Source organism: Streptomyces sp. NPDC059009 (assembly GCF_042740175.1).
Lineage (GTDB): Bacteria > Actinomycetota > Actinomycetes > Streptomycetales > Streptomycetaceae > Streptomyces.
On the sequence record NZ_JBHYJB010000012.1, the window covers coordinates 169,505 to 187,774 of the forward strand.

The following is an 18,270-nucleotide window of genomic DNA, read 5'->3' on the forward strand; positions in this document are numbered from 1 at the left end:
CCTTGCGCGTACTGCTGACCGGACACCAGGGCTACCTGGGCACCGTGATGGCCCCGGTGCTCACGGCGGCCGGGCACGAGGTCGTCGGCCTGGACGCCGGCCTGTTCGCCGACTGCGTCCTCGGCCCGCCGCCCGCGGACGCCCCGGGGCACCGGGTGGACCTGCGCGACGTCACGGCCGAGCACGTGGCCGGGGTGGACGCCGTGATCCATCTGGCCGCGCTGTCCAACGACCCGCTGGGCTCGCTGGCGCCCGAGCTCACCTACGACATCAACCACCACGCGTCCGTGCGGCTCGCGCGCCTCGCCCGCGAGGCCGGGGTGCGGCGCTTCCTGTACGCGTCGACGTGCTCGGTTTACGGCGCCGCTGGCGGCGACGACGTGGTGACCGAGGACGCCCCGCTGCGCCCGGTGACCCCGTACGCGGAGTCCAAGGTGCGGGTGGAGGACGACCTGCACGCGCTGGCCGACGGCGACTTCAGCCCGGTGTTCATGCGCAACGCCACCGCGTTCGGGCACTCCCCCCGGCTGCGTGCCGACATCGTGGTGAACAACCTGGTGGGCCACGCCCTCCTGTCCGGCGAGGTCCTGGTGATGTCCGACGGCACCCCCTGGCGTCCGCTGGTGCACGCGGCCGACATCGCGCGGGCCTTCACGGCCGCGCTGACCGCGCCCCAGGAAGCGGTGCACGACCGGGCGTTCAACATCGGCACCGAGAGCAACAACGTCACGGTCGCCGAGATCGCCAAGGAGGTCGCCGAGGCGGTGTCCGGCTCGAAGGTGGTGATCACCGGGGAGACGGGTGCCGATCCGCGGTCGTACCGGGTGGACTTCTCCCGGTTCCGCGCCGCGATCCCAGGCTTCGACTGCGAGTGGACGGTGAAGCAGGGCGCGCTCGAACTCGCCGACGCCTACCGGCAGTTCGGGCTGACCCGGGAGGACTTCGAGCAGCGCTTCACCCGCCTCGCCGTGCTGCGCGCGGCGTCCGAGGCCGGGGCCGTCGACGACACCCTGCGGTGGCGCCGGTGACCACGCGCGCAAGGGAAGGCGTCGGCGAGGAGATGCACGCGCTGGTGGAGCGGCTGTACCCGCTCTGCCGGAGCATCACGGGCGACGGGGTGCGCGCCACCCTGGAGATCGTCGGCGAGTACGTCCCGCTGCAGGTGCACGAGGTGCCGACGGGGACGCAGGTCCTCGACTGGACGGTGCCGCAGGAGTGGAACATCCGGGACGCGTACGTCGCCGACGCCACCGGGAAACGCGTCGTCGACTTCGCCGAGTCCAGCCTGCACGTGCTCGGCTACAGCGTGCCGGTGTCGGCGACCATGCCGCTGGCCGAGCTGCGCCCGCATCTGTACACCCTTCCGGAGCACCCGAGTTGGGTGCCGTACCGCACCAGCTACTACCGGCCGGAGTGGGGGTTCTGCCTGGCCCAGGAGACCCTGGACGCGCTGCCGGAGGGCGACTACGAGGTACGGATCGACTCCACCCTCGCCGACGGCCACCTCACCTACGCCGAACACGTGGTCCCCGGGCAGGTCCCGGACGAGGTGATCGTCTCCTGTCACGTCTGCCACCCGTCGCTGGCCAACGACAACCTGGCGGGCATCGCGGTGGCGACGTTCCTGGCCCGCGCGCTGGCACAGGAAACCCCGTACTACACCTACCGGTTCATCTACGCACCCGGCACCATCGGGGCGATCACCTGGCTGGCCCGCAACGCCGAGCGGATCGAACGGGTCAAGCACGGTCTGGTGCTCGCCTGCGCCGGTGACCGGGGCCGACTGACGTACAAGGAGAGCAGGCGCGGCGACGCGGAGATCGACCGGGTGCTGCGGCACGTCCTCGCCGCCTCCGAACGCCCGCACCGCGTGGCCGAGTTCACGCCGTACGGCTACGACGAGCGGCAGTACTGCTCGCCCGGGTTCAACCTCGGCGTGGGCTCGCTGAGCCGGACCCCGTACGCCGGATACCCCGAGTACCACACCTCGGCGGACAACCCGGACTTCGTCTCCGCGGAGGCGATGGCGGACACCCTCGCGGTCTGCCGCGAGGCGTTCGCCGTGCTCGACCGGAACCGGCGCTACCGCAACCTCAGCCCCTACGGCGAACCACAGCTGGGGCGGCGGGGGTTGTACGACTCGCTCGGCGGCCGCAGCGACGCGAAAGAGGCCCAGCTGGCCATGCTCTGGGTGCTCAGCCTCGCCGACGGCGAGCACGCTCTGCTGGACGTCGCCGAGCGGTCCGGGCTGCCCTTCGACACCGTCGCCGTAGCCGCCGACGCCCTGCACGGCGCCGGGCTGATCAAGGCGTGACGGCGATGAGCACCGAGGGGGAGGCGACGACGGCGGTGGCCCACGGCAGGCACGCCCGGCGGTCCGCCAAGCGGGCCATGGCCGGCCGGCTGTCCTGGGGCCTCGCCGACCAGGCGGTCTGCAGCATGAACAACTTCGCGGTGGGCGTCTATGTGGCCCGCTCCCTCGGGCTCTCCGCGTTCGGCGTGTTCAGCCTGGCCTGGGTGACCTACGGCGTGGTGCTCAGCGTCTCCCGCGGCCTGGCCACCGACCCGCTCGTGGTGCGCTTCAGCGGTGTGCCGACCGACTCCTGGCGCTCGGCGGCGGCCCGGTCGACGGGTACCGCGCTGGGCGTCGGCGGGGCCATCGGCGCGGCGTGCCTGGTCGCCGGGCTCGCGCTCGGCGGCCGGGTGGGGCCCGCGTTCGCCGCGCTCGGCGTGGTCCTGCCGGGGCTGCTCCTTCAGGACGCCTGGCGGTTCTCGTTCTTCGCCGCGGGCACCGGGCGCAAGGCGTTCACCAACGACGTCCTGGCGACCGTCGCGCTCGTCCCGGCCATGGTCGTGGCGGCCCGCATGAGCAGCGGGGACAGCGTGGCCGCCTTCGTCCTCGCCTGGGGCGCGGCCGCCGCGGTGGCCTCGGGGTACGGCTGCTTCCAGTCCGGCATCCGGCCCCGGCTGACCGAAGCGCGCGCGTGGCTGCGCGAGCAGCGTGACCTCGGCTACCGGTATCTGGTCGAGAACGTCGGCGTCAGCGGAGCGTCCCAACTGCGCGCGTACGGGCTCGGGTTGATCGTCGGGGTCAGCGCGGTGGGCGTGATCCGGGGAGCGGAGCTCCTGCTCGGCCCGTTCCTCGCGGTGCTGATGGGACTCTCGCTGGTCACCGTCCCGGAAGCGGCCCGGGTGCTGCGGCAGGCCCCGCACCGCCTCGCCACGTTCTGCTTCTTCCTCGGCTCCGGCCTCGCCGCGGCCGCGCTGCTGTGGGGCGTGGCGCTGCTCCTGGTGCCGGACCGGCTCGGCGAGCTCGTGCTCGGCGACGTCTGGCACTCCGCCTCGGCGCTCATCGTGCCGGCCGCGCTCGGCGTCGCGGGCTCCGGCCTCGGCGTCGGCGCGGCGGCCGGGCTGCGCGCGCTCGCCGCGGCCCGGCGCAGCCTGCGCTGCCAGCTCTTCGCCTCCGCCTGCTACGTCGGCGGCGGACTCGGCGGGGCGGCCGCGGCGGGCACGACCGGCTCGGCCTGGGGCGTCGCCGCCGCGACCGTCACCGCATCGGCCGTGTGGTGGCTGCAGCTGCGATCCGCCCTGCGCGAGCGCCACCAACCCCCCGTATCCCAAGTGAGGACGCCATGACTGTCTCTCGCCGCACTCCCCGGCTGAGCATCGGCCTGCCCGTGTACAACGGCGAGGAGTACCTCGCCGAGTCGCTCGACGCCCTGCTCGGCCAGACCTACGAGGACTTCGAGCTCGTCATCACCGACAATGCCTCGACCGACGAGACCCAGGACATCTGCCGCAAGTACGCGGCCCAGGACTCCCGCATCCGCTACCTCCGGCTCCCCCGCAACATCGGCGCCGCCCCGAACCACAACTACGTGTTCACCGAGTGCCGCGGCGAGCTGTTCAAGTGGGCGTCGCACGACGACCTGTACGCCCGCGACCTGCTGCGGCTCTGCGTGCAGGCGCTCGACGAACGGCCGGACGTCGTTCTCGCCCACGCCGACCAGGCGGTCATCGACGGCGAAGGACAGGTGACGGTCCCCTACGCCTACACCCTCGCCACCGACGCTCCGCGCGCGCCGGAGCGCTTCCGCAGCTTCCTGTTCGAGCCCGGCGGCGACGACTTCTACGGGGTGATGCGGGCCGACGTGCTGCGCCGGGTGAGGCCGCACGACAGCTACCACCACGCGGACCGCACGTTCGTCGCCGAGATCGTCCTGAACGGCCCCTTCCACCAGGTGCCGGAGCTGCTGTACTTCCGCCGCGACCACCCCACCCGCGCCGAGCGGGCGAACCCGTCCAAGCGCTCCCGGTGCGTCAACCTGGACCCGCGCCGGTCCGGCCCGCTGCACCCGACGCCCCGGCTGCTCGCCGAGTACGTCTGGGGCTTCGTCGCGGCGATCCGGCGGGCGCCGCTGTCCGCGGCCGACCGGCGCGCCTGCTACGGCCACCTGAGCAGGTGGATGACCAGCCGGGTCCGCCCGGGCGCCGGCGAGCGGGTCGAGGACCGCGCCCCGGTCGACCCGGCCCAGCTCACCGTCTCGGTCGACGACCTGGTGGCGGGCCGCGAGGGGAGGCGGACATGACGCGTGCCTCCGCGGCCGAACAGCCGGTACGCGTCGGCCTGTTCGGCCTGCTCGGCTCCGGCAACCTCGGCAACGACGGCTCGCTGGAGGCCGTGCTCGGCCACCTCCGCGCCGAGCACCCGGACGCGCCCGTGGACGCGCTGTGCGGCGGACCCGAGGTCGTCACGGACCGCTACGGGATCCCCGCGACGCGGCTGCACTGGTACCGCGGCGAGTACCGCACCGCGTCGCGGGCGGGCGCGATCGCGGGCAAGGGCCTGGGCAAGCTGGTCGACGCCGTCCGCACCGCCGCCTGGGTGCGGCGGCACGACGTGGTGATCGTGCCGGGCATGGGCGTCCTGGAGGCCACGCTGCCGCTGCGGCCGTGGGGCTTTCCGTACGCACTGTTCCTGCTCTGCGCGTCCGGCCGGCTGTTCGGCACCCGGGTCGCGCTGGTCGGCGTCGGCGCCGCCCCGATCGGCAACCGGCCGACCCGGACGCTGGTGCGCTGGTCGGCACGGCTCGCCGCCTACCGCTCGTACCGGGACGCCCAGTCCCGCGACGCGATGCGGAAGATGGGCGTGCGCACCGTGCGCGACAAGGTCTACCCGGACCTGGCCTTCGCCCTGCCGACGCCACCGTCGCCGTCACCGGACGAGCCCTCGGGTCCGCCAAACACCCCAGGCACGGTCTGCGTCGGCGTCATGGACTTCCACGGCGGCAACGACGACCGCGCCCGGGCCGAGGAGATCCACCGCCGCTACCTCGACGGCACGACCCGCTTCGTCCGCGCACTCGTCGAAGAAGGCAGGCCGGTCCGGCTGCTCACCGGCGACGCGTGCGACGCGCCAGTGGTCACCGCGATCCTCGAAGCGGTCGGCTCACCGCTGGTCACCGCGGCCGAAGTGGCCTCGCTGGCCGACCTGATGAAGGAGACGGCGGCGGCCGGCTCCGTGGTGGCGACCCGCTACCACAACCTGGTCTGCGCCCTGAAGACGAGCACGCCGACGCTCGCCCTCAGCTACGCGGCGAAGAGCGACGCGCTCATGGCCGAGATGGGCCTCGCCGCGTACTGCCACCCGGCCCGCGAGGTCGACGCGGACCGGCTGCTCGCACAGTTCCGGGAGCTGGAGCGGCGATCGGCGGAGCTGCGGCGGACCCTCACCGAGCGGAACGGGGCCGCCGCCCGGCGTCTCGCGGACCAGTTCGCGGAGTTGACCGCGGCGGTGTTCCCACGGACCGCCCGCACCACCGCCGACACGCTCACCGACACCACCACTCACACCAACACCACCCCTCACACCCACGCCTCCACTCACACCCACGCACAATCCCTGCGGGAGACTCCATGAAAGCGACCGGAATGAACGCGGCCGCAGTCCCGGCGATCGACGGCGCGTACCTGTTCGAGCCGACGCCGTACGCCGACGAACGCGGCTTCTTCTGCCGCACCTTCGACGCCGACGTGTTCCGCTCGGTGGGCCTCGACCCGGACGCCTTCATCCAGGACAGCGTCTCCCGCTCGGTGCGGGGCGTGCTGCGCGGCCTGCACCTGCGCTCCGGCAACGGCGAGGCCAAGCTGGTGCGCTGCTCGTACGGGAAGATCTTCGACGTCGTCGTGGACCTGCGCACGGACTCGCCGACCTACCGCAACGTGGCCACCTTCGAGCTGTCCGGCGAGACGCAGCGGGCCCTGTACATCCCGGCGGGGTGCGCGCACGGCTTCCAGGCGCTGACCGGGCCCGCCGACGTCTCGTACCGCATCGACCGCCCGCACGATCCGGCCGAGGACGTGACGATCGCCTTCGACGACCCGGAGCTCGCCATCCCCTGGCCGCTGCCGGTCGCGTCGATGTCCCAGCGGGACCGGGAGGCGCCGAGCCTCGCCGAGGTCCTGAAGCAGAAGGAGAGCTGAAGTCACCGTGGACGCCGAAGAGTTCCCCCTGCCCCGGTCGCGCCAGGCCAACGAGCGGCTGCACGCCCTGATCCCCGGTGGCGCGCACACCTACGCCAAGGGCGACGACCAGTACCCCGAGAACCTGGCCCCGGTCATCAGCCACGGCCAGGGTGCCCACGTGTGGGACATCGACGGCAACGAGTACATCGAGTACGGCTCGGGGCTGCGGTCGGTCAGCCTCGGCCACGCGCACCCGCGCGTGCTGGCGGCGGTGCGGCGCGAACTCGGCCGCGGCAGCAACTTCGTCCGGCCGTCCATCCTCGAAGTCGAGGCCGCGGAACGCTTCTTGGCGACGGTGCCGACCGCCGAGATGGTGAAGTTCGCGAAGAACGGCTCCGACGTCACCACCGCCGCCGTGCGCCTCGCGCGTGCCGTCACCGGGCGCCAACGGGTGGCCATCTGCGCCGACCACCCCTTCTTCTCCGTCGACGACTGGTTCATCGGCACCACACCGATGTCCGCCGGCATCCCGGCGGCGACCACCGACCTCACCGTGGCGTTCCCGTACGGGGACCTGACCGCCACGGAGGAGCTCCTCACCCGGTACGCCGGCGAGGTCGCCTGTCTGATCCTGGAACCCGCCGCCCACACCGAGCCCCCGCCCGGGTACCTCGCGGGCCTGCGCGAACTCGCCGACCGGCACGGCTGCGTGCTGATCTTCGACGAGATGATCACCGGCCTGCGCTGGTCCGAGGCGGGCGCCCAGGGCCTGTACGGCGTGGTCCCCGACCTCTCCACGTTCGGCAAGGCGCTGGGCAACGGCTTCGCCGTCTCCGCCCTCGCCGGGCGCCGCGAACTGATGGAGCGGGGCGGGCTGCGCCACTCCGCCGACCGCGTGTTCCTCCTGTCCACCACGCACGGTGCGGAGACGCACTGCCTGGCGGCCGCGATGGCCGTGCAGATGACGTACGTGGAGGAGGGCATCACGGCGCGGCTGCACGCCCTCGGAGAGCGGCTGGCCGCCGGGGTCCGCGACGCGGCGGCGAGCATGGGCGTCGGCGACCACATCGTCGTCCGGGGCCGGGCCAGCAACCTGGTCTTCGCCACCCTCGACGAGAACCGCGGGCCGTCGCAGCAGTACCGCACCCTGTTCCTGCGCCACCTCCTCATGGGCGGGGTGCTTGCCCCGTCGTTCGTGGTGAGCAGCGCGCTCACCGACGCCGACATCGACCGCACCGTCGAGGTGGTGGCACAGGCATGTGCCGTGTACCGCAAGGCACTTGACGCGGGTGACCCCACGCCGTGGCTGGCCGGGCGGCCGGTGAGGCCGGTGTTCCGTCGTCTGGCGTGACGGAGAGCGCGGCATGACGCACCGTCAACTGCGCTCCCCAGGACCGGCGTCGGCCGTCGGGTCCCCGATCCGCTCATCCATGCGGGGACCCATCCGCTCGCCCCTTCGCTCGCCCCTTCGCTCGCTCCGCCGGTCGGCCGTCCGGTCGACCACCCACCCGGTCACCGGCACCACCACCAGGGCGGTGCACCAGCCACCGAGGACGTCGGTCGGGTAGTGCGCGCCGAGGGCGACCTGGGCCCAGCCCATGGCGGCACCGGCGACCAGCCCCGAGGCCAGCACCAACAGCAGCCCGGCCGCCCGGCCGAGCCCGAGCCGCCCGGCGGCGAGCAGGGCCACCATGAGGGCGAGAGCGGTGAGGAAGGCGGTGTGCCCGCTCGGGTAGGACAGGTTGTCGGGGCCGTGGATGGTGCGCCCCACCGGGTACTTGAGCAGCGTCGTGGTCCCCACGGCGAGGACGACCCCGACCACGACGAACACCACCGCGCGCAGCCGCCGCCACAGCACCAGGGAGCCCGCCGCGGCGCCCACGACCAGCACGGCCGACCCGGCGGGCTCCCCCAGGAAGTCGACGGCCAGCGCGATACGCCGCCACGGCGGCCGCACACTGTCCGCCGTCGGGTCGACGAACCACCGGTCCACCCTGCCGGGCTCGCTGTGACCGGCGTACAGCACCCCCAGCGCGACCACGGCCGACGCGGCGAGGGCCGCGATCAGTCCGAGCCACGCACGCAGCAACGCGGGCAGCACCCCCGTCGTCTCCGATCCACCCACCAGCGCCCCCAACTGCCCCACGGACACCGGCCCTTGGCACCGGTTCAGCGTCTCCTCGCCACCCTAGTCAACGAGCAGTTCCGGCACCACGCGCATACTCCGACGCACTACGGCTCGGGCCTGCCGATTTCTATTCCGAATTTTGACCGATTACGTGCCATCTGTTTCACTTGCCATTGCATGCACCTCGCTAGGTGAGGCGTCTGTACGGACATAGGCCACTGACCCCCAACGTCGAAAGACGCCCCGGGTCAGGACAGCTCTTCCCGGGTTAAGGGTTGAGCCCAAGTGGCTCCCGCATCGCGACGGGCACGCCGTGCAGTGCCAAAGCTCTGTCGAGAGGGGTGCTCGAGGGCGTCAGGGCCCGTGCCGTGCGACGTACGTCACCCGCCATACGCCCTTGCCCGCTCCTGCGCGTGCGCATGTCCACGGCGCCCCCGTGCGCCCCGGCCCGCAGGAGGTGACGGCTATGAGAAGCGGCTCCAGCAGTAGTCCGAGTACCCGGGGCGGAAGTCTGCCCTGCGCCAGTACGCCGTCACCGGCGTACCTCATCTGATCGCGCCCCCTTTTCCCCTCTTCTTTTCCCTCTTTGCTTTCGGCGCGAATTCCTTTTCCCATGCCTTTTTCTCAGGCATGCCCTGTCTCTCTCAGGCATGCCCTTTTCCCTGTGAGGTTTCGCCATGCTCCGCGAGGACATCGCTTTCCACGTCCGTACGCTGCTCTCCCGCCCCGACGCCGAGGCATTCCACCGGCTGATGCTGTCGGCGCCCGTCGCCGACATCGCCGAGTCGCTGCTCGACACCCCGCCGCAGCGGGTGGCCCGCCTGCTGCAGCCGGCGGCCCCCAAGGAAGCGGCCACACTCTTCGTCGCACTGCCCGACGGCTTCCAGGACGCCGTTCTCGCCGAACTGCCCCCGGCCACCGTCACCGCTCTCGTCTCGGCCATGCCGTCCGACGAGCGCGTCGACCTGTACCACCGCCTCGACACCGCCGCCCGGCAGCGGCTGCTGCCCTCGCTGTCCCGGGCCGAGCGGGACGACATACTGCGCCTGGCCGACTACCCGGAGGGCACCGCCGGTTCCGCCGCCACCTCGCAGTACACGACCATCGACTCCGGCATGACCGTCCGCGCCGCCCTCCGCGTCATCCGCGCCACCGCGCCGGACAAGGAGACCATCTACGTCATCTACGTGGTCGACTCCGACGGGCGGCTCACCGGCACCGTCTCGCTGCGCGACCTGGTCATGGCCGCGGACGACACCCCGCTGACCTCGCTGGTCACCGCCTCCTCGGTCACGGTCCGGGCCGACGACCCGGACGACAGGGCCGCGGAGCACATCCGCCGCTACGACCTGCTGGCCGTTCCGGTGGTCGACAGCGACGACAAGATGATCGGGATCGTCACGGTCGACGACGCCATGGACATCGACAAGGAGCAGGACGCCACCCAGCTGGCCCGCTACGGCGGCACCGCGGCTCTCGGCAAGGGGGCCGACCTGGACCTCAAGGAGTCGACGATGAGGCGGATCTTCGGCACCCGGCTGCTGTGGCTGGTGATCCTGACCGTGTTCGGCATGATCACTTCCACCTTCGTCGCCCAGCAGGAGGACATCCTGGCCGAGGTGATCGTGCTGGCCGCGTTCATCGCGCCCATCGTCGACATGGGCGGCAACACCGGCAGCCAGTCCGCCACCCTGGTGATCCGTTCGATGGCACTCGGCCAGCTGCGGCTGCGGTGGCAGGACGTCTGGTTCGTCGTTCGCCGCGAGTGCGCCATCGCGCTGGCGCTCGGCGTGTGCGTCGCCGTGCTGGAGGTCGTGCTGGCGAACTTCACCAAGAGCGGCCTCGACTCCGATGTGCTGATGGTCGTCGGCCTGAGCATGCTCATCTGCACGGCGCTCGGCGGCATCATCGGCGCGGTGCTGCCCTTCCTCGCCCGCCGCATCGGCACCGACCCGGCGACGCTGAGCTCCCCGCTGATCACCTCGATCATGGACCTGCTGGGCGTGTTCGTGTACTTCGGCCTCGCCTACGTCTTCCTCGGCCACCTGCTCGCCTAGGAGTGTCCCCAGGCGTGACCACACGACGGGCCCTGTGCACCACTCGACGGTGTGCGGGGCCCTCCAACTCGGCTTGATCTTGTCGGTGTTGGGCAAACATCGCGCGGCCCCGATCATCGTATCGAGTTAATGTCCCCGGCTTCCCTTGGTCCGGGGGGCGAACCGGCAGCTACCGTCCTCGGGGATCTGGACGGATTCCCGTTCTACGCCCCGCTTTTCGCCCCCTTGCCTTGCCCTGCCCGCATGCGGGCCGCATTGCCCCGACCAAGGAGAGTTCACCCGTGACCGTTGACTCGAGCCCGGACGCACGACTGGAGCCGCCCCAGCGGTCCAGCCTGGGCACGGCAGCCGCCCGCAACCTCGCCACCACCACCAAGTCCGCCCCGCAGATGCAGGAGATCACCTCTCGCTGGCTGCTGCGGATGCTCCCGTGGGTGGAGGCCAAGGGTGGGGCCTACCGGGTGAACCGGCGACTGACGTACACCGTCGGCGACGGCCGCGTGGACTTCGTCCAGGACGGCGCCGAGGTCCGGGTGATCCCCCGTGAACTCGGTGAACTGGCCCTGCTGCGCGGCTTCGACGACGTGGAGGCGCTGACCGCCCTCGCCGGCCGGTGCGTCCAGCACGACTTCGAGGTCGGCGAGACCCTGGTGCGGCGCGGGGCGCCCGCGGACCAGCTGCATCTGATCGCCCACGGCCGTATCGGCCGGGTCTCCGTCGGTGCGTACGGCGACGACGTCGCCCTGGACGTGCTCGCCGACGGCGACCGCTTCGGGGAGAGCGCCCTGCTGGACGCGGACGCCCAGTGGGAGTACACCGCCACGGCCGAGACGTCGGGCACCCTGCTCACGCTGTCCCGCGCCGACTTCACGGCCGTGCTGTCCACCGCGCAGAGCCTCCGGGACCACATCGAGGAGTTCCGGTCGCTGCCCCGCCAGCGGCAGAACCACCGCGGCGAGGCCGAGATCGCGATGTCGGCGGGCCACACCGGCGAACACGCCCTGCCCGGCGCCTTCGTCGACTACGAACTGAAGCCACGCGAGTACGAACTCTCCGTCGCCCAGACCATTCTGCGCATCCACACGAGGGTCACCGACCTCTACAACGGTCCGATGAACCAGGCCGAGGAGCAACTCCGGCTCACCATCGAGGCGTTGCGCGAGCGCCAGGAGCACGAGCTCGTCAACAACCGGGAGTTCGGCCTGCTCCACAACGCCGACTTCAAGCAGCGGCTCCAGCCGCACTCCGGCCCGCCGACCCCGGACGACATGGACGAGCTGCTCTGCCGCCGCCGCGGCTCCAAGTTCTTCCTCGCGCACCCCAAGACGATCGCGGCCATCGGGCGCGAGTTCAACGCGCGCGGGCTCTATCCGGACCACGTCGACCTCGGCGGCCAGCAGGTTCCGGCCTGGCGCGGGGTCCCGATCCTCCCCTGCAACAAGATCCCGATCACGAAGGAGAAGACCAGCTCGATCCTGTGCATGCGTACCGGCGAGAGCAACCAGGGCGTCATCGGTCTGCATCAGACCGGCCTGCCGGACGAGTACGAACCGGGCCTGTCGGTCCGCTTCATGGGCCTCGACGAGAAGGCGATCACCTCCTACCTCGTCAGCACCTACTACTCCGCCGCCATCCTCGTGCCGGACGCGGTCGGCGTGCTGGAGAACGTGCAGATCGCCCGCTGGCCCAGGTAGTGGACCCGACCGCCCACCCCACCAAGGAGCCACGGATGCCCGCTCCCGAGCCGACACCGCCACAGTCGGGCCTGCCCGAGGCCGCCGCCCGCTTCGGGGCCCGCGTCCTCGCCGACGCGGCGGCCCACGCCCGCGACATCAAGGCGGTCTTCGGCACCGCCCCCTGCCCACCCGTCCCGTCTCCCCCCTCGCCGCCATCTCCGGTGAACGGCACGGCAGTTCAGACGTCGGCCCCGAGCACCGCCCCCGGGCAGCTCCTGCGCGGACCCACCGGCCTGGGGACGGCGGGCCTGCGCCTGACCCCACGGGAGGAACCCCCGAGTCCGCCGGGCCCGGCCCCGGACCCGGCCCCCGAGCAGGGCAGGCCCATCCCCGGCCTCTACCACCACCCGGTGCCCGAGCCCGACCCCGTACGGGTCGAGGAGGTCAGCCACCGGATCAAGACCTGGGCGCTCGACGAGGTCGCCCTGTACCCCGAGGACTGGGAGGAGCAGTTCGACGGCTTCTCCGTGGGCCGCTACATGGTCGGCTGTCATCCGGACGCGCCCACCGTCGACCACCTGATGCTCGCCACCCGCCTGATGGTGGCGGAGAACGCGGTGGACGACTGCTACTGCGAGGACCACGGCGGATCACCCGTGGGGCTCGGCGAGCGCCTGCTCCTCGCGCACACCGCCCTCGACCCGCTCCACACGACAGAGGAGTACCAGCCGCAATGGGCGAAGTCGCTCCACGCGGACGCGCCCCGCCGTGCCTACCGCTCCGCCATGGAGTACTTCGTACAGGCGGCGAGCGCTGCGCAGACCGACCGGTTCCGGCACGACATGGCCCGGCTCCACCTGGGATACCTCGCCGAAGCGGCGTGGGCCCAGCAGGACCATGTCCCGGAGGTGTGGGAGTACCTGGCGATGCGCCAGTTCAACAACTTCCGCCCCTGCCCGACCATCACCGACACCGTCGGCGGCTACGAACTGCCCGCGGACCTGCACGCCCAGGCCGCCATGCAGCAGGTCATCGCACTCGCGGGGAACGCGACGACCATCGTCAACGACCTGTACTCGTACACCAAGGAACTCCAGGCTCCCGGACGGCACTTGAACCTGCCGGTCGTGATCGCCGAACGCGAGGGCCTCTCCGACCGGGACGCCTATCTGAAGTCGGTCGAGGTCCACAACGACCTCATGCACGACTTCGAGAACCGAGCCGCGGCCCTGGCCGCGGAGTGCCCCGTCCCCAGCCTGCAGCGCTTCCTGCGCGGCGTGGCCGCGTGGGTCGACGGCAACCACCACTGGCACCGGACCAACACCTATCGCTACAGCCTGCCCGACTTCTGGTAGGAAGAATGGACTCATCTGTGACCAGCACCGAACTCACCGCCGCCCGCAACGGCACCTCCCTGTTCATCCCCGAGCCGGCGACGCCCTACCAGGGGGACATCGCCCGCTACTGGGACGGGGAGGCGAGGCCCGTGAACCTGCGTCTCGGCGATGTCGACGGTCTGTACCACCACCACTACGGCATCGGCGACGTCGACCACGCCGCTCTCGGCAACGCCGAGGACAGCGAGAGCGAGAAGAAGCTGATCGCCGAGCTCCACCGACTGGAGTCTGCGCAGGCCGAGTTCCTCCTGAGGCACCTCGGTGACATCGGGCGCGACGACACGGTGGTGGACGCGGGCTGCGGCCGGGGCGGCTCGATGGTCATGGCGCACCAGCGCTACGGCTGCCAGGTCGAGGGCGTCACGCTGTCGGCCAAGCAGGCCGACTTCGCCAACCGGCGGGCCCGCGAGCTCCGCATCCAGGACCATGTGCACGCCCGCGTCTGCAACATGCTTGCCACACCCTTCGAGACCGGGCAGGCCGCGGCCTCGTGGAACAACGAGTCCAGCATGTACGTGGACCTGCACGACCTCTTCGCCGAGCACTCCCGCATCCTCGGCGTCGGGGGCCGCTATGTGACCATCACCGGCTGCTGGAACCCTCGGTACGGCCAGCCCTCGAAGTGGGTCTCCCAGATCAACGCGCACTTCGAGTGCAACATCCACTCGCGCCGCGAGTACCTGCGTGCCATGGCCGACAACCGTCTGGTGCCCCAGGCCGTGATCGACCTCACCCCCGACACGCTCCCCTACTGGGAGCTGCGGGCCACGTCGTCACTGGTCACGGGCATCGAGGACGCGTTCATCAACTCGTACAAGGACGGCTCCTTCCAGTACCTGCTGATCGCGGCGGACCGCGTCTGATCGTTTACTACCCTCACTGACAGAAAAAGGGGGCCCGTCCACGAGGGGCGGGCCCTCGGCGTTGGTGCAGGGGGATTCGGTGAGCTCAGACTCCAGCAAGCGGTTGGCGAAGATCGCCGCATGGACCGCGGCGGCCGCGGTCCTGCTCGGCTTCGGCACCTACTCGGCCAAACCGTTCTGGCAGCACTGGTGGTTCGCCCACCAGTTGTGCGGCGGCACCCTCTCCGCCGACGACCTCGGGGACGTCCTGCCCGACGAACGGCTGCAGTCCGGCACCAACGAAGTCCACCTGGACCAGGGCCGGATGACGTGCCGCGTCGACGAGAACGACGGCCATCACTTCGTTCTGTCCGTCGACGTGAACAGCGACCCGTCCGAGGTCGAGTCCGAGCTGAACATGTCGTTCACCATTCCCAGCGAGCCCGGGTTCGTGTTCCCCGACCGCATCCCCGGATTCCAGGACGGCCACGGCCCGGTGATCCTCCAGGAGTGCCCCGCCCTCCAGCGCGACGAGTACGGGCGCAAGCGCCGCCTCCTCACCAAGGTCATCGAGCCCTCCGGCGACGACAGGCCCTCCTCCGCGGCCCTGCGCATCGCCGTCTCCGCCGCCAACGCGGCCTCCGAGAAGTCGGGCTGCGGCGCGAAACCCCTGCCGTCACCGGAGTCCGTGGCACCCGCCCCCAAGAACCTGTCGCTCGCCGCAGCCGCCGACACGGGGTGCGGCTGGCTGGCCGAGGCCCGGCTCCCCCGCAACCCGTCCGGGAAGCCCTGGGAGGTCCAGGTCCGCTCGGTCGGCGACTTGGCGCCGATCACCAGCTGCGCCCTCATCGACAGCGCGAAGAAGCAGGCGGCCGCCACCTTCACCGGCTGGTACGGCACCTGGAGCGACAAGCAGTTCGAGACGCTCCTCGCAGCCAACGTCGACCACCGCTCCGGCCAGAGCTCCCGTGGCCCGATGATGGCCGAACGCCTCGGCCGCGCCACCGCCCGCTGCGACGGCGAGTCCGCCAACTACGAGGCGTACAGCCACTCCCGCGACACCGACATCACCCACACCTACCTGACCGGGGCCCAACTGCGCCCGCTCCTCGTCAAGTTCACCGAGGACCAGGCCCACCAGCGCGGCTGCACCGGCCTCAGGCTCCCCGACAGGACCATCAACCCGATGGCGGACTGACGACGAACCGAGGCGAAGCACACTCGTTCGCAAGGCGGAACCAGAACCGTCGATCCCTCGAGGAAGCCGTGCCTCAAACCGTCCTCGCCCCGCCCACCCCCGGCCCCCGCTCCGCCCGCGCCTCCCCCACCCGCCAGCGCGACCCCTTCTTCGACAACGCGAAGTTCCTGCTCGTGACCCTGGTGGTCATCGGGCACAACTGGGGCTCTCTGCCCTCCGGCCTGGACACGGTCAAGGCGGCCTACTGCGTCGTCTACCTCTTCCACATGCCGGCGTTCATCCTGCTGTGCGGCTACTTCTCACGCGGCTTCGAGTGCCGCCCCGACCAGATCAGAACGCTGCTCGCCCGGGTCCTCGCCCCCTACCTCCTCTTCACCCTCGCCTACAAGACCCTGTACGCGGTGCTCTGGGACGCGCCGTTCGCGCTCGACCCGACCGAGCCGACGTACCTCCTGTGGTTCCTGATCGCGCTCTTCCTGTGGCGGATCACCAGTCCGGTCTGGCGAGCGGTGCGCCACCCCGTCGCCCTCTCGGTGGCCGTCTCATTCGCCGCCGGACTGAGCGACGTGGACTACGCCCTCGCCCTCCCCCGCGTCCTGATGTTCCTGCCCTGGTTCGTCCTCGGACTGCGCCTGCGCCCGGAGCACTTCCGCCGGCTGCGCACCCCACTGATCCGCACGACCGCCGCGCTGATCGTGACCGCGGCGGTCGCCACCTCCTACGCCCTGGCCCCCGCCCACGACGTCCGCTGGCTGCACATGCAGTACGGCAACGACGCGTTGCACACCGCCTGGCCCGGCTACCTCCTCGCCCGGACGGTGCTCCTCGTCGCCTCCGCCGTCCTGGTCGCGGCCTTCTTCGCGCTGGTGCCCGCGCGACGCACCCGGTTCACGGAGCTCGGCACGGCCACCATGTTCCCGTTCCTGGCCCACGGCCTGCTGGTCCGCGCCGGGCAGGCATACGGGGCGTACGACCTGCTGGGACTGCTCGGCGCAGGAGCGGTACTCGCCACCACCCTCCTGGGCGCGGCCCTGGCCTGGCTGCTGTCGGCGGCCCCGCTCCGCCGCGCCCTGCGCCCCTTCGTCGAGCCGCGCTTCCCGCGCCGGCTGGTCCCCGTGGAGAGAACCTGACCGGGCGACGTCACGTCCTCGGCCATGATCACACAGCCCTCACGAAGCCCTGACAGATAGTCACAGCTACTGGCCCGTAGCGGACTTGGGGCCACTTAAGTTGATCAGTGCCGGGCCCCCGCACAGGGCCCGCACACAACTCCACCGCGAACGGAGAGCCACCACAGTGGCCTACGCTCCACCCCCCATCGCACCGCAAACCATCACACACGCCTTGGAGATCGCCGAGGGTCCGCTGAACGTCTACGACCTGATCTCGCACATCTTCCGGCTCGCCGGCCATCGCGCCTATCGCGATCCGCGTACCACCCGGAAAGCCGCCCTGCGGATAAGCGAGAACGACGCCCGCCACGTCGCCCGGATGAAAGACCTGATCTATTCCATGCGCCGCCAGGGGCAGTTGGTTGCTCATTACCGCAGGGTCTACACGGCGCACGCGGTGAAAGTCCCACAGCCGGCCGACCGCGGCAGCCAGTACTACCTCGCCACCGCGGCCCAGTGGAAACAGTGGGAGCAGCAACTGCCCTTCACCGTGCTGGGTGTGGCCACCGAGGACGCGTTCAGCGTCACCCACATCATCGAGGGCCACCTGACCGAACCGCAGCGCATCATTCCCCGCGCCAGCGCCGTCTGCGCCGAACTGGCCGCACACAGCGCCAACGACGCCGAACGTGCCGCCCTGGCCCTGTGGGACGAGCCGTCGTGAATGTTCTCCTTCTCCAGCGGGCGCCGCGCTGCCCGCAGCAGAGACCTCAGTAGGAGCCGGTCCTGGCGAACATTTGGTGCGGGTCGTTGCCGTCATAGGCCCAGGCGGTGGCGAATCCCGTGACGTTCTTGTCGTTGAGCATGGGAGACAGCATTTCGTTGGTGCCGGTCTTGTGGTTGCAGGTGTAGTGCTTCATGTCGCTGTTGCGCCATATGTTGCAGCCCATGCCCGACCAGTGGTTCGTCGGAACGGTGTGGTCGACCATGGCCCACACAGTGCGGCAACTACGGCTGTACCAGAGGCTCGCTATGACCTTGACGTGCTCGTGGTAGCGGCTGCTGTAGTACTTGTCGGTCTTCTGTTTCACGATGCGCCCGTCGGACATGCACCCCGAGGAGATGGGGTCTTGGCCGTCCCGCGGGCGTTTGACGTCCAGGCCGTGGCCGGTTCCGGTGGCGGCAAGGGTCATCCCTGCCGTGATGGCGAGCGCTGCTGAGGCCCGCAGAATCTGTTTCCGCATCGTGTTCCCCCTTGAGTCGGAGAAGCCAGTGCGGCCCGTTCGAGCCGCACTGGCTCCATCACCGGGGACACACGCTAGGCAGGGGCGGTGCGTCGGTCGTCAACCGAGGAGTTGAAGCGCCCTCAACCCGGAGTTGACCGACGGGCGACGT

Annotated in this window: 16 protein-coding genes and 1 riboswitch; of the genes, 14 read left to right on the forward strand and 2 right to left on the reverse strand. The window is 71.0% G+C overall.

Features of this window, described 5'->3' with window-relative positions:
• Positions 1 to 2 precede the first annotated feature (2 nt).
• From ACFWYM_RS14980 to ACFWYM_RS15010, 7 genes are read left to right on the forward strand one after another with little or no spacing between them, the layout of a single operon-like run.
• The gene (locus ACFWYM_RS14980; RefSeq protein WP_384835618.1) at positions 3 to 1,028 is read left to right on the forward strand and encodes an NAD-dependent epimerase/dehydratase family protein; all 1,026 of its coding nucleotides are present in this window, start codon (positions 3 to 5) and stop codon (positions 1,026 to 1,028) included.
• 32 nt (positions 1,029 to 1,060) lie between these two features.
• Positions 1,061 to 2,314, forward strand: a complete 1,254-nt coding sequence (locus ACFWYM_RS14985) for a DUF4910 domain-containing protein (protein WP_384835725.1) — start codon at positions 1,061 to 1,063, stop codon at positions 2,312 to 2,314.
• A 5-nt stretch (positions 2,315 to 2,319) separates the two neighbouring features.
• Positions 2,320 to 3,636, forward strand: coding sequence for a hypothetical protein (locus ACFWYM_RS14990; RefSeq protein ID WP_384835621.1), 1,317 nt, complete (start codon positions 2,320 to 2,322; stop codon positions 3,634 to 3,636).
• Complete coding sequence (locus ACFWYM_RS14995) at positions 3,633 to 4,589, forward strand: glycosyltransferase family 2 protein (protein WP_384835624.1); 957 nt, start codon at positions 3,633 to 3,635, stop codon at positions 4,587 to 4,589. Before ACFWYM_RS14990 ends, ACFWYM_RS14995 begins: the two co-directional genes overlap by 4 nt.
• A complete protein-coding gene (locus tag ACFWYM_RS15000; RefSeq protein ID WP_384835627.1) occupies positions 4,586 to 5,920 on the forward strand; it encodes a polysaccharide pyruvyl transferase family protein in 1,335 nt (444 codons plus the stop codon). The genes ACFWYM_RS14995 and ACFWYM_RS15000 overlap by 4 nt, the downstream gene beginning before the upstream one ends.
• Positions 5,921 to 5,931: 11 nt before the next feature.
• The gene (gene rfbC, locus ACFWYM_RS15005; RefSeq protein ID WP_384835728.1) at positions 5,932 to 6,483 is read left to right on the forward strand and encodes a dTDP-4-dehydrorhamnose 3,5-epimerase; all 552 of its coding nucleotides are present in this window, start codon (positions 5,932 to 5,934) and stop codon (positions 6,481 to 6,483) included.
• A 7-nt stretch (positions 6,484 to 6,490) separates the two neighbouring features.
• On the forward strand, positions 6,491 to 7,816 hold the full coding sequence (locus ACFWYM_RS15010; RefSeq protein WP_384835630.1) for a glutamate-1-semialdehyde 2,1-aminomutase: 1,326 nt from the start codon (positions 6,491 to 6,493) through the stop codon (positions 7,814 to 7,816).
• Between the two features lie 24 nt (positions 7,817 to 7,840).
• Here the strand turns inward: ACFWYM_RS15010 and ACFWYM_RS15015 are convergent, their stop codons facing one another.
• Entirely contained in the window at positions 7,841 to 8,611 is a 771-nt protein-coding gene (locus ACFWYM_RS15015) for a phosphatase PAP2 family protein (RefSeq protein WP_384835633.1), read from the reverse strand.
• A 158-nt stretch (positions 8,612 to 8,769) separates the two neighbouring features.
• A riboswitch (M-box (ykoK) riboswitch) is annotated at positions 8,770 to 8,941 on the forward strand.
• Between the two features lie 329 nt (positions 8,942 to 9,270).
• Between ACFWYM_RS15015 and mgtE the strand changes: the two genes are divergently transcribed.
• The 7 genes from mgtE (at position 9,271) to ACFWYM_RS15050 (ending at position 17,599) form a co-directional block, all read left to right on the forward strand.
• Positions 9,271 to 10,650, forward strand: a complete 1,380-nt coding sequence (gene mgtE, locus ACFWYM_RS15020) for a magnesium transporter (protein ID WP_384835636.1) — start codon at positions 9,271 to 9,273, stop codon at positions 10,648 to 10,650.
• Positions 10,651 to 10,931: 281 nt separating this feature from the next.
• Positions 10,932 to 12,344 carry a family 2B encapsulin nanocompartment shell protein gene (locus tag ACFWYM_RS15025; RefSeq protein ID WP_384835640.1) on the forward strand — a complete coding sequence of 471 codons (1,413 nt, stop codon included), beginning with the start codon at positions 10,932 to 10,934 and terminating at the stop codon, positions 12,342 to 12,344.
• Positions 12,345 to 12,379: 35 nt separating this feature from the next.
• The gene (locus tag ACFWYM_RS15030; RefSeq protein ID WP_384835643.1) at positions 12,380 to 13,681 is read left to right on the forward strand and encodes a family 2 encapsulin nanocompartment cargo protein terpene cyclase; all 1,302 of its coding nucleotides are present in this window, start codon (positions 12,380 to 12,382) and stop codon (positions 13,679 to 13,681) included.
• A 17-nt stretch (positions 13,682 to 13,698) separates the two neighbouring features.
• On the forward strand, positions 13,699 to 14,586 hold the full coding sequence (locus tag ACFWYM_RS15035) for a geranyl diphosphate 2-C-methyltransferase (RefSeq protein ID WP_384835646.1): 888 nt from the start codon (positions 13,699 to 13,701) through the stop codon (positions 14,584 to 14,586).
• A 79-nt stretch (positions 14,587 to 14,665) separates the two neighbouring features.
• Positions 14,666 to 15,763 (forward strand): hypothetical protein, encoded by a 1,098-nt coding sequence (locus ACFWYM_RS15040; protein ID WP_384835648.1) that lies wholly within the window; start codon positions 14,666 to 14,668, stop codon positions 15,761 to 15,763.
• Positions 15,764 to 15,831: 68 nt separating this feature from the next.
• A complete protein-coding gene (locus ACFWYM_RS15045) occupies positions 15,832 to 16,893 on the forward strand; it encodes an acyltransferase family protein (protein WP_384835650.1) in 1,062 nt (353 codons plus the stop codon).
• A 214-nt stretch (positions 16,894 to 17,107) separates the two neighbouring features.
• On the forward strand, positions 17,108 to 17,599 hold the full coding sequence (locus ACFWYM_RS15050) for a hypothetical protein (protein WP_384835652.1): 492 nt from the start codon (positions 17,108 to 17,110) through the stop codon (positions 17,597 to 17,599).
• 46 nt (positions 17,600 to 17,645) lie between these two features.
• On the opposite strand, the gene ACFWYM_RS15055 is transcribed toward ACFWYM_RS15050, so the two are convergent.
• Entirely contained in the window at positions 17,646 to 18,119 is a 474-nt protein-coding gene (locus ACFWYM_RS15055; RefSeq protein ID WP_384835655.1) for a DUF2690 domain-containing protein, read from the reverse strand.
• Positions 18,120 to 18,270 lie beyond the last annotated feature (151 nt).

Coding starts and splice junctions, on each gene's coding strand:
- ACFWYM_RS14990 (WP_384835621.1), top strand. CDS start 2,320: ATGAGCACCGAGGGGGAGGCGACGACGGCGGTGGCCCACGGCAGGCAC.
- ACFWYM_RS15000 (WP_384835627.1), top strand. CDS start 4,586: ATGACGCGTGCCTCCGCGGCCGAACAGCCGGTACGCGTCGGCCTGTTC.
- ACFWYM_RS14995 (WP_384835624.1), top strand. CDS start 3,633: ATGACTGTCTCTCGCCGCACTCCCCGGCTGAGCATCGGCCTGCCCGTG.
- mgtE (WP_384835636.1), top strand. CDS start 9,271: ATGCTCCGCGAGGACATCGCTTTCCACGTCCGTACGCTGCTCTCCCGC.
- ACFWYM_RS14985 (WP_384835725.1), top strand. CDS start 1,061: ATGCACGCGCTGGTGGAGCGGCTGTACCCGCTCTGCCGGAGCATCACG.
- ACFWYM_RS15030 (WP_384835643.1), top strand. CDS start 12,380: ATGCCCGCTCCCGAGCCGACACCGCCACAGTCGGGCCTGCCCGAGGCC.
- rfbC (WP_384835728.1), top strand. CDS start 5,932: ATGAACGCGGCCGCAGTCCCGGCGATCGACGGCGCGTACCTGTTCGAG.
- ACFWYM_RS15055 (WP_384835655.1), bottom strand. CDS start 18,119: ATGCGGAAACAGATTCTGCGGGCCTCAGCAGCGCTCGCCATCACGGCA.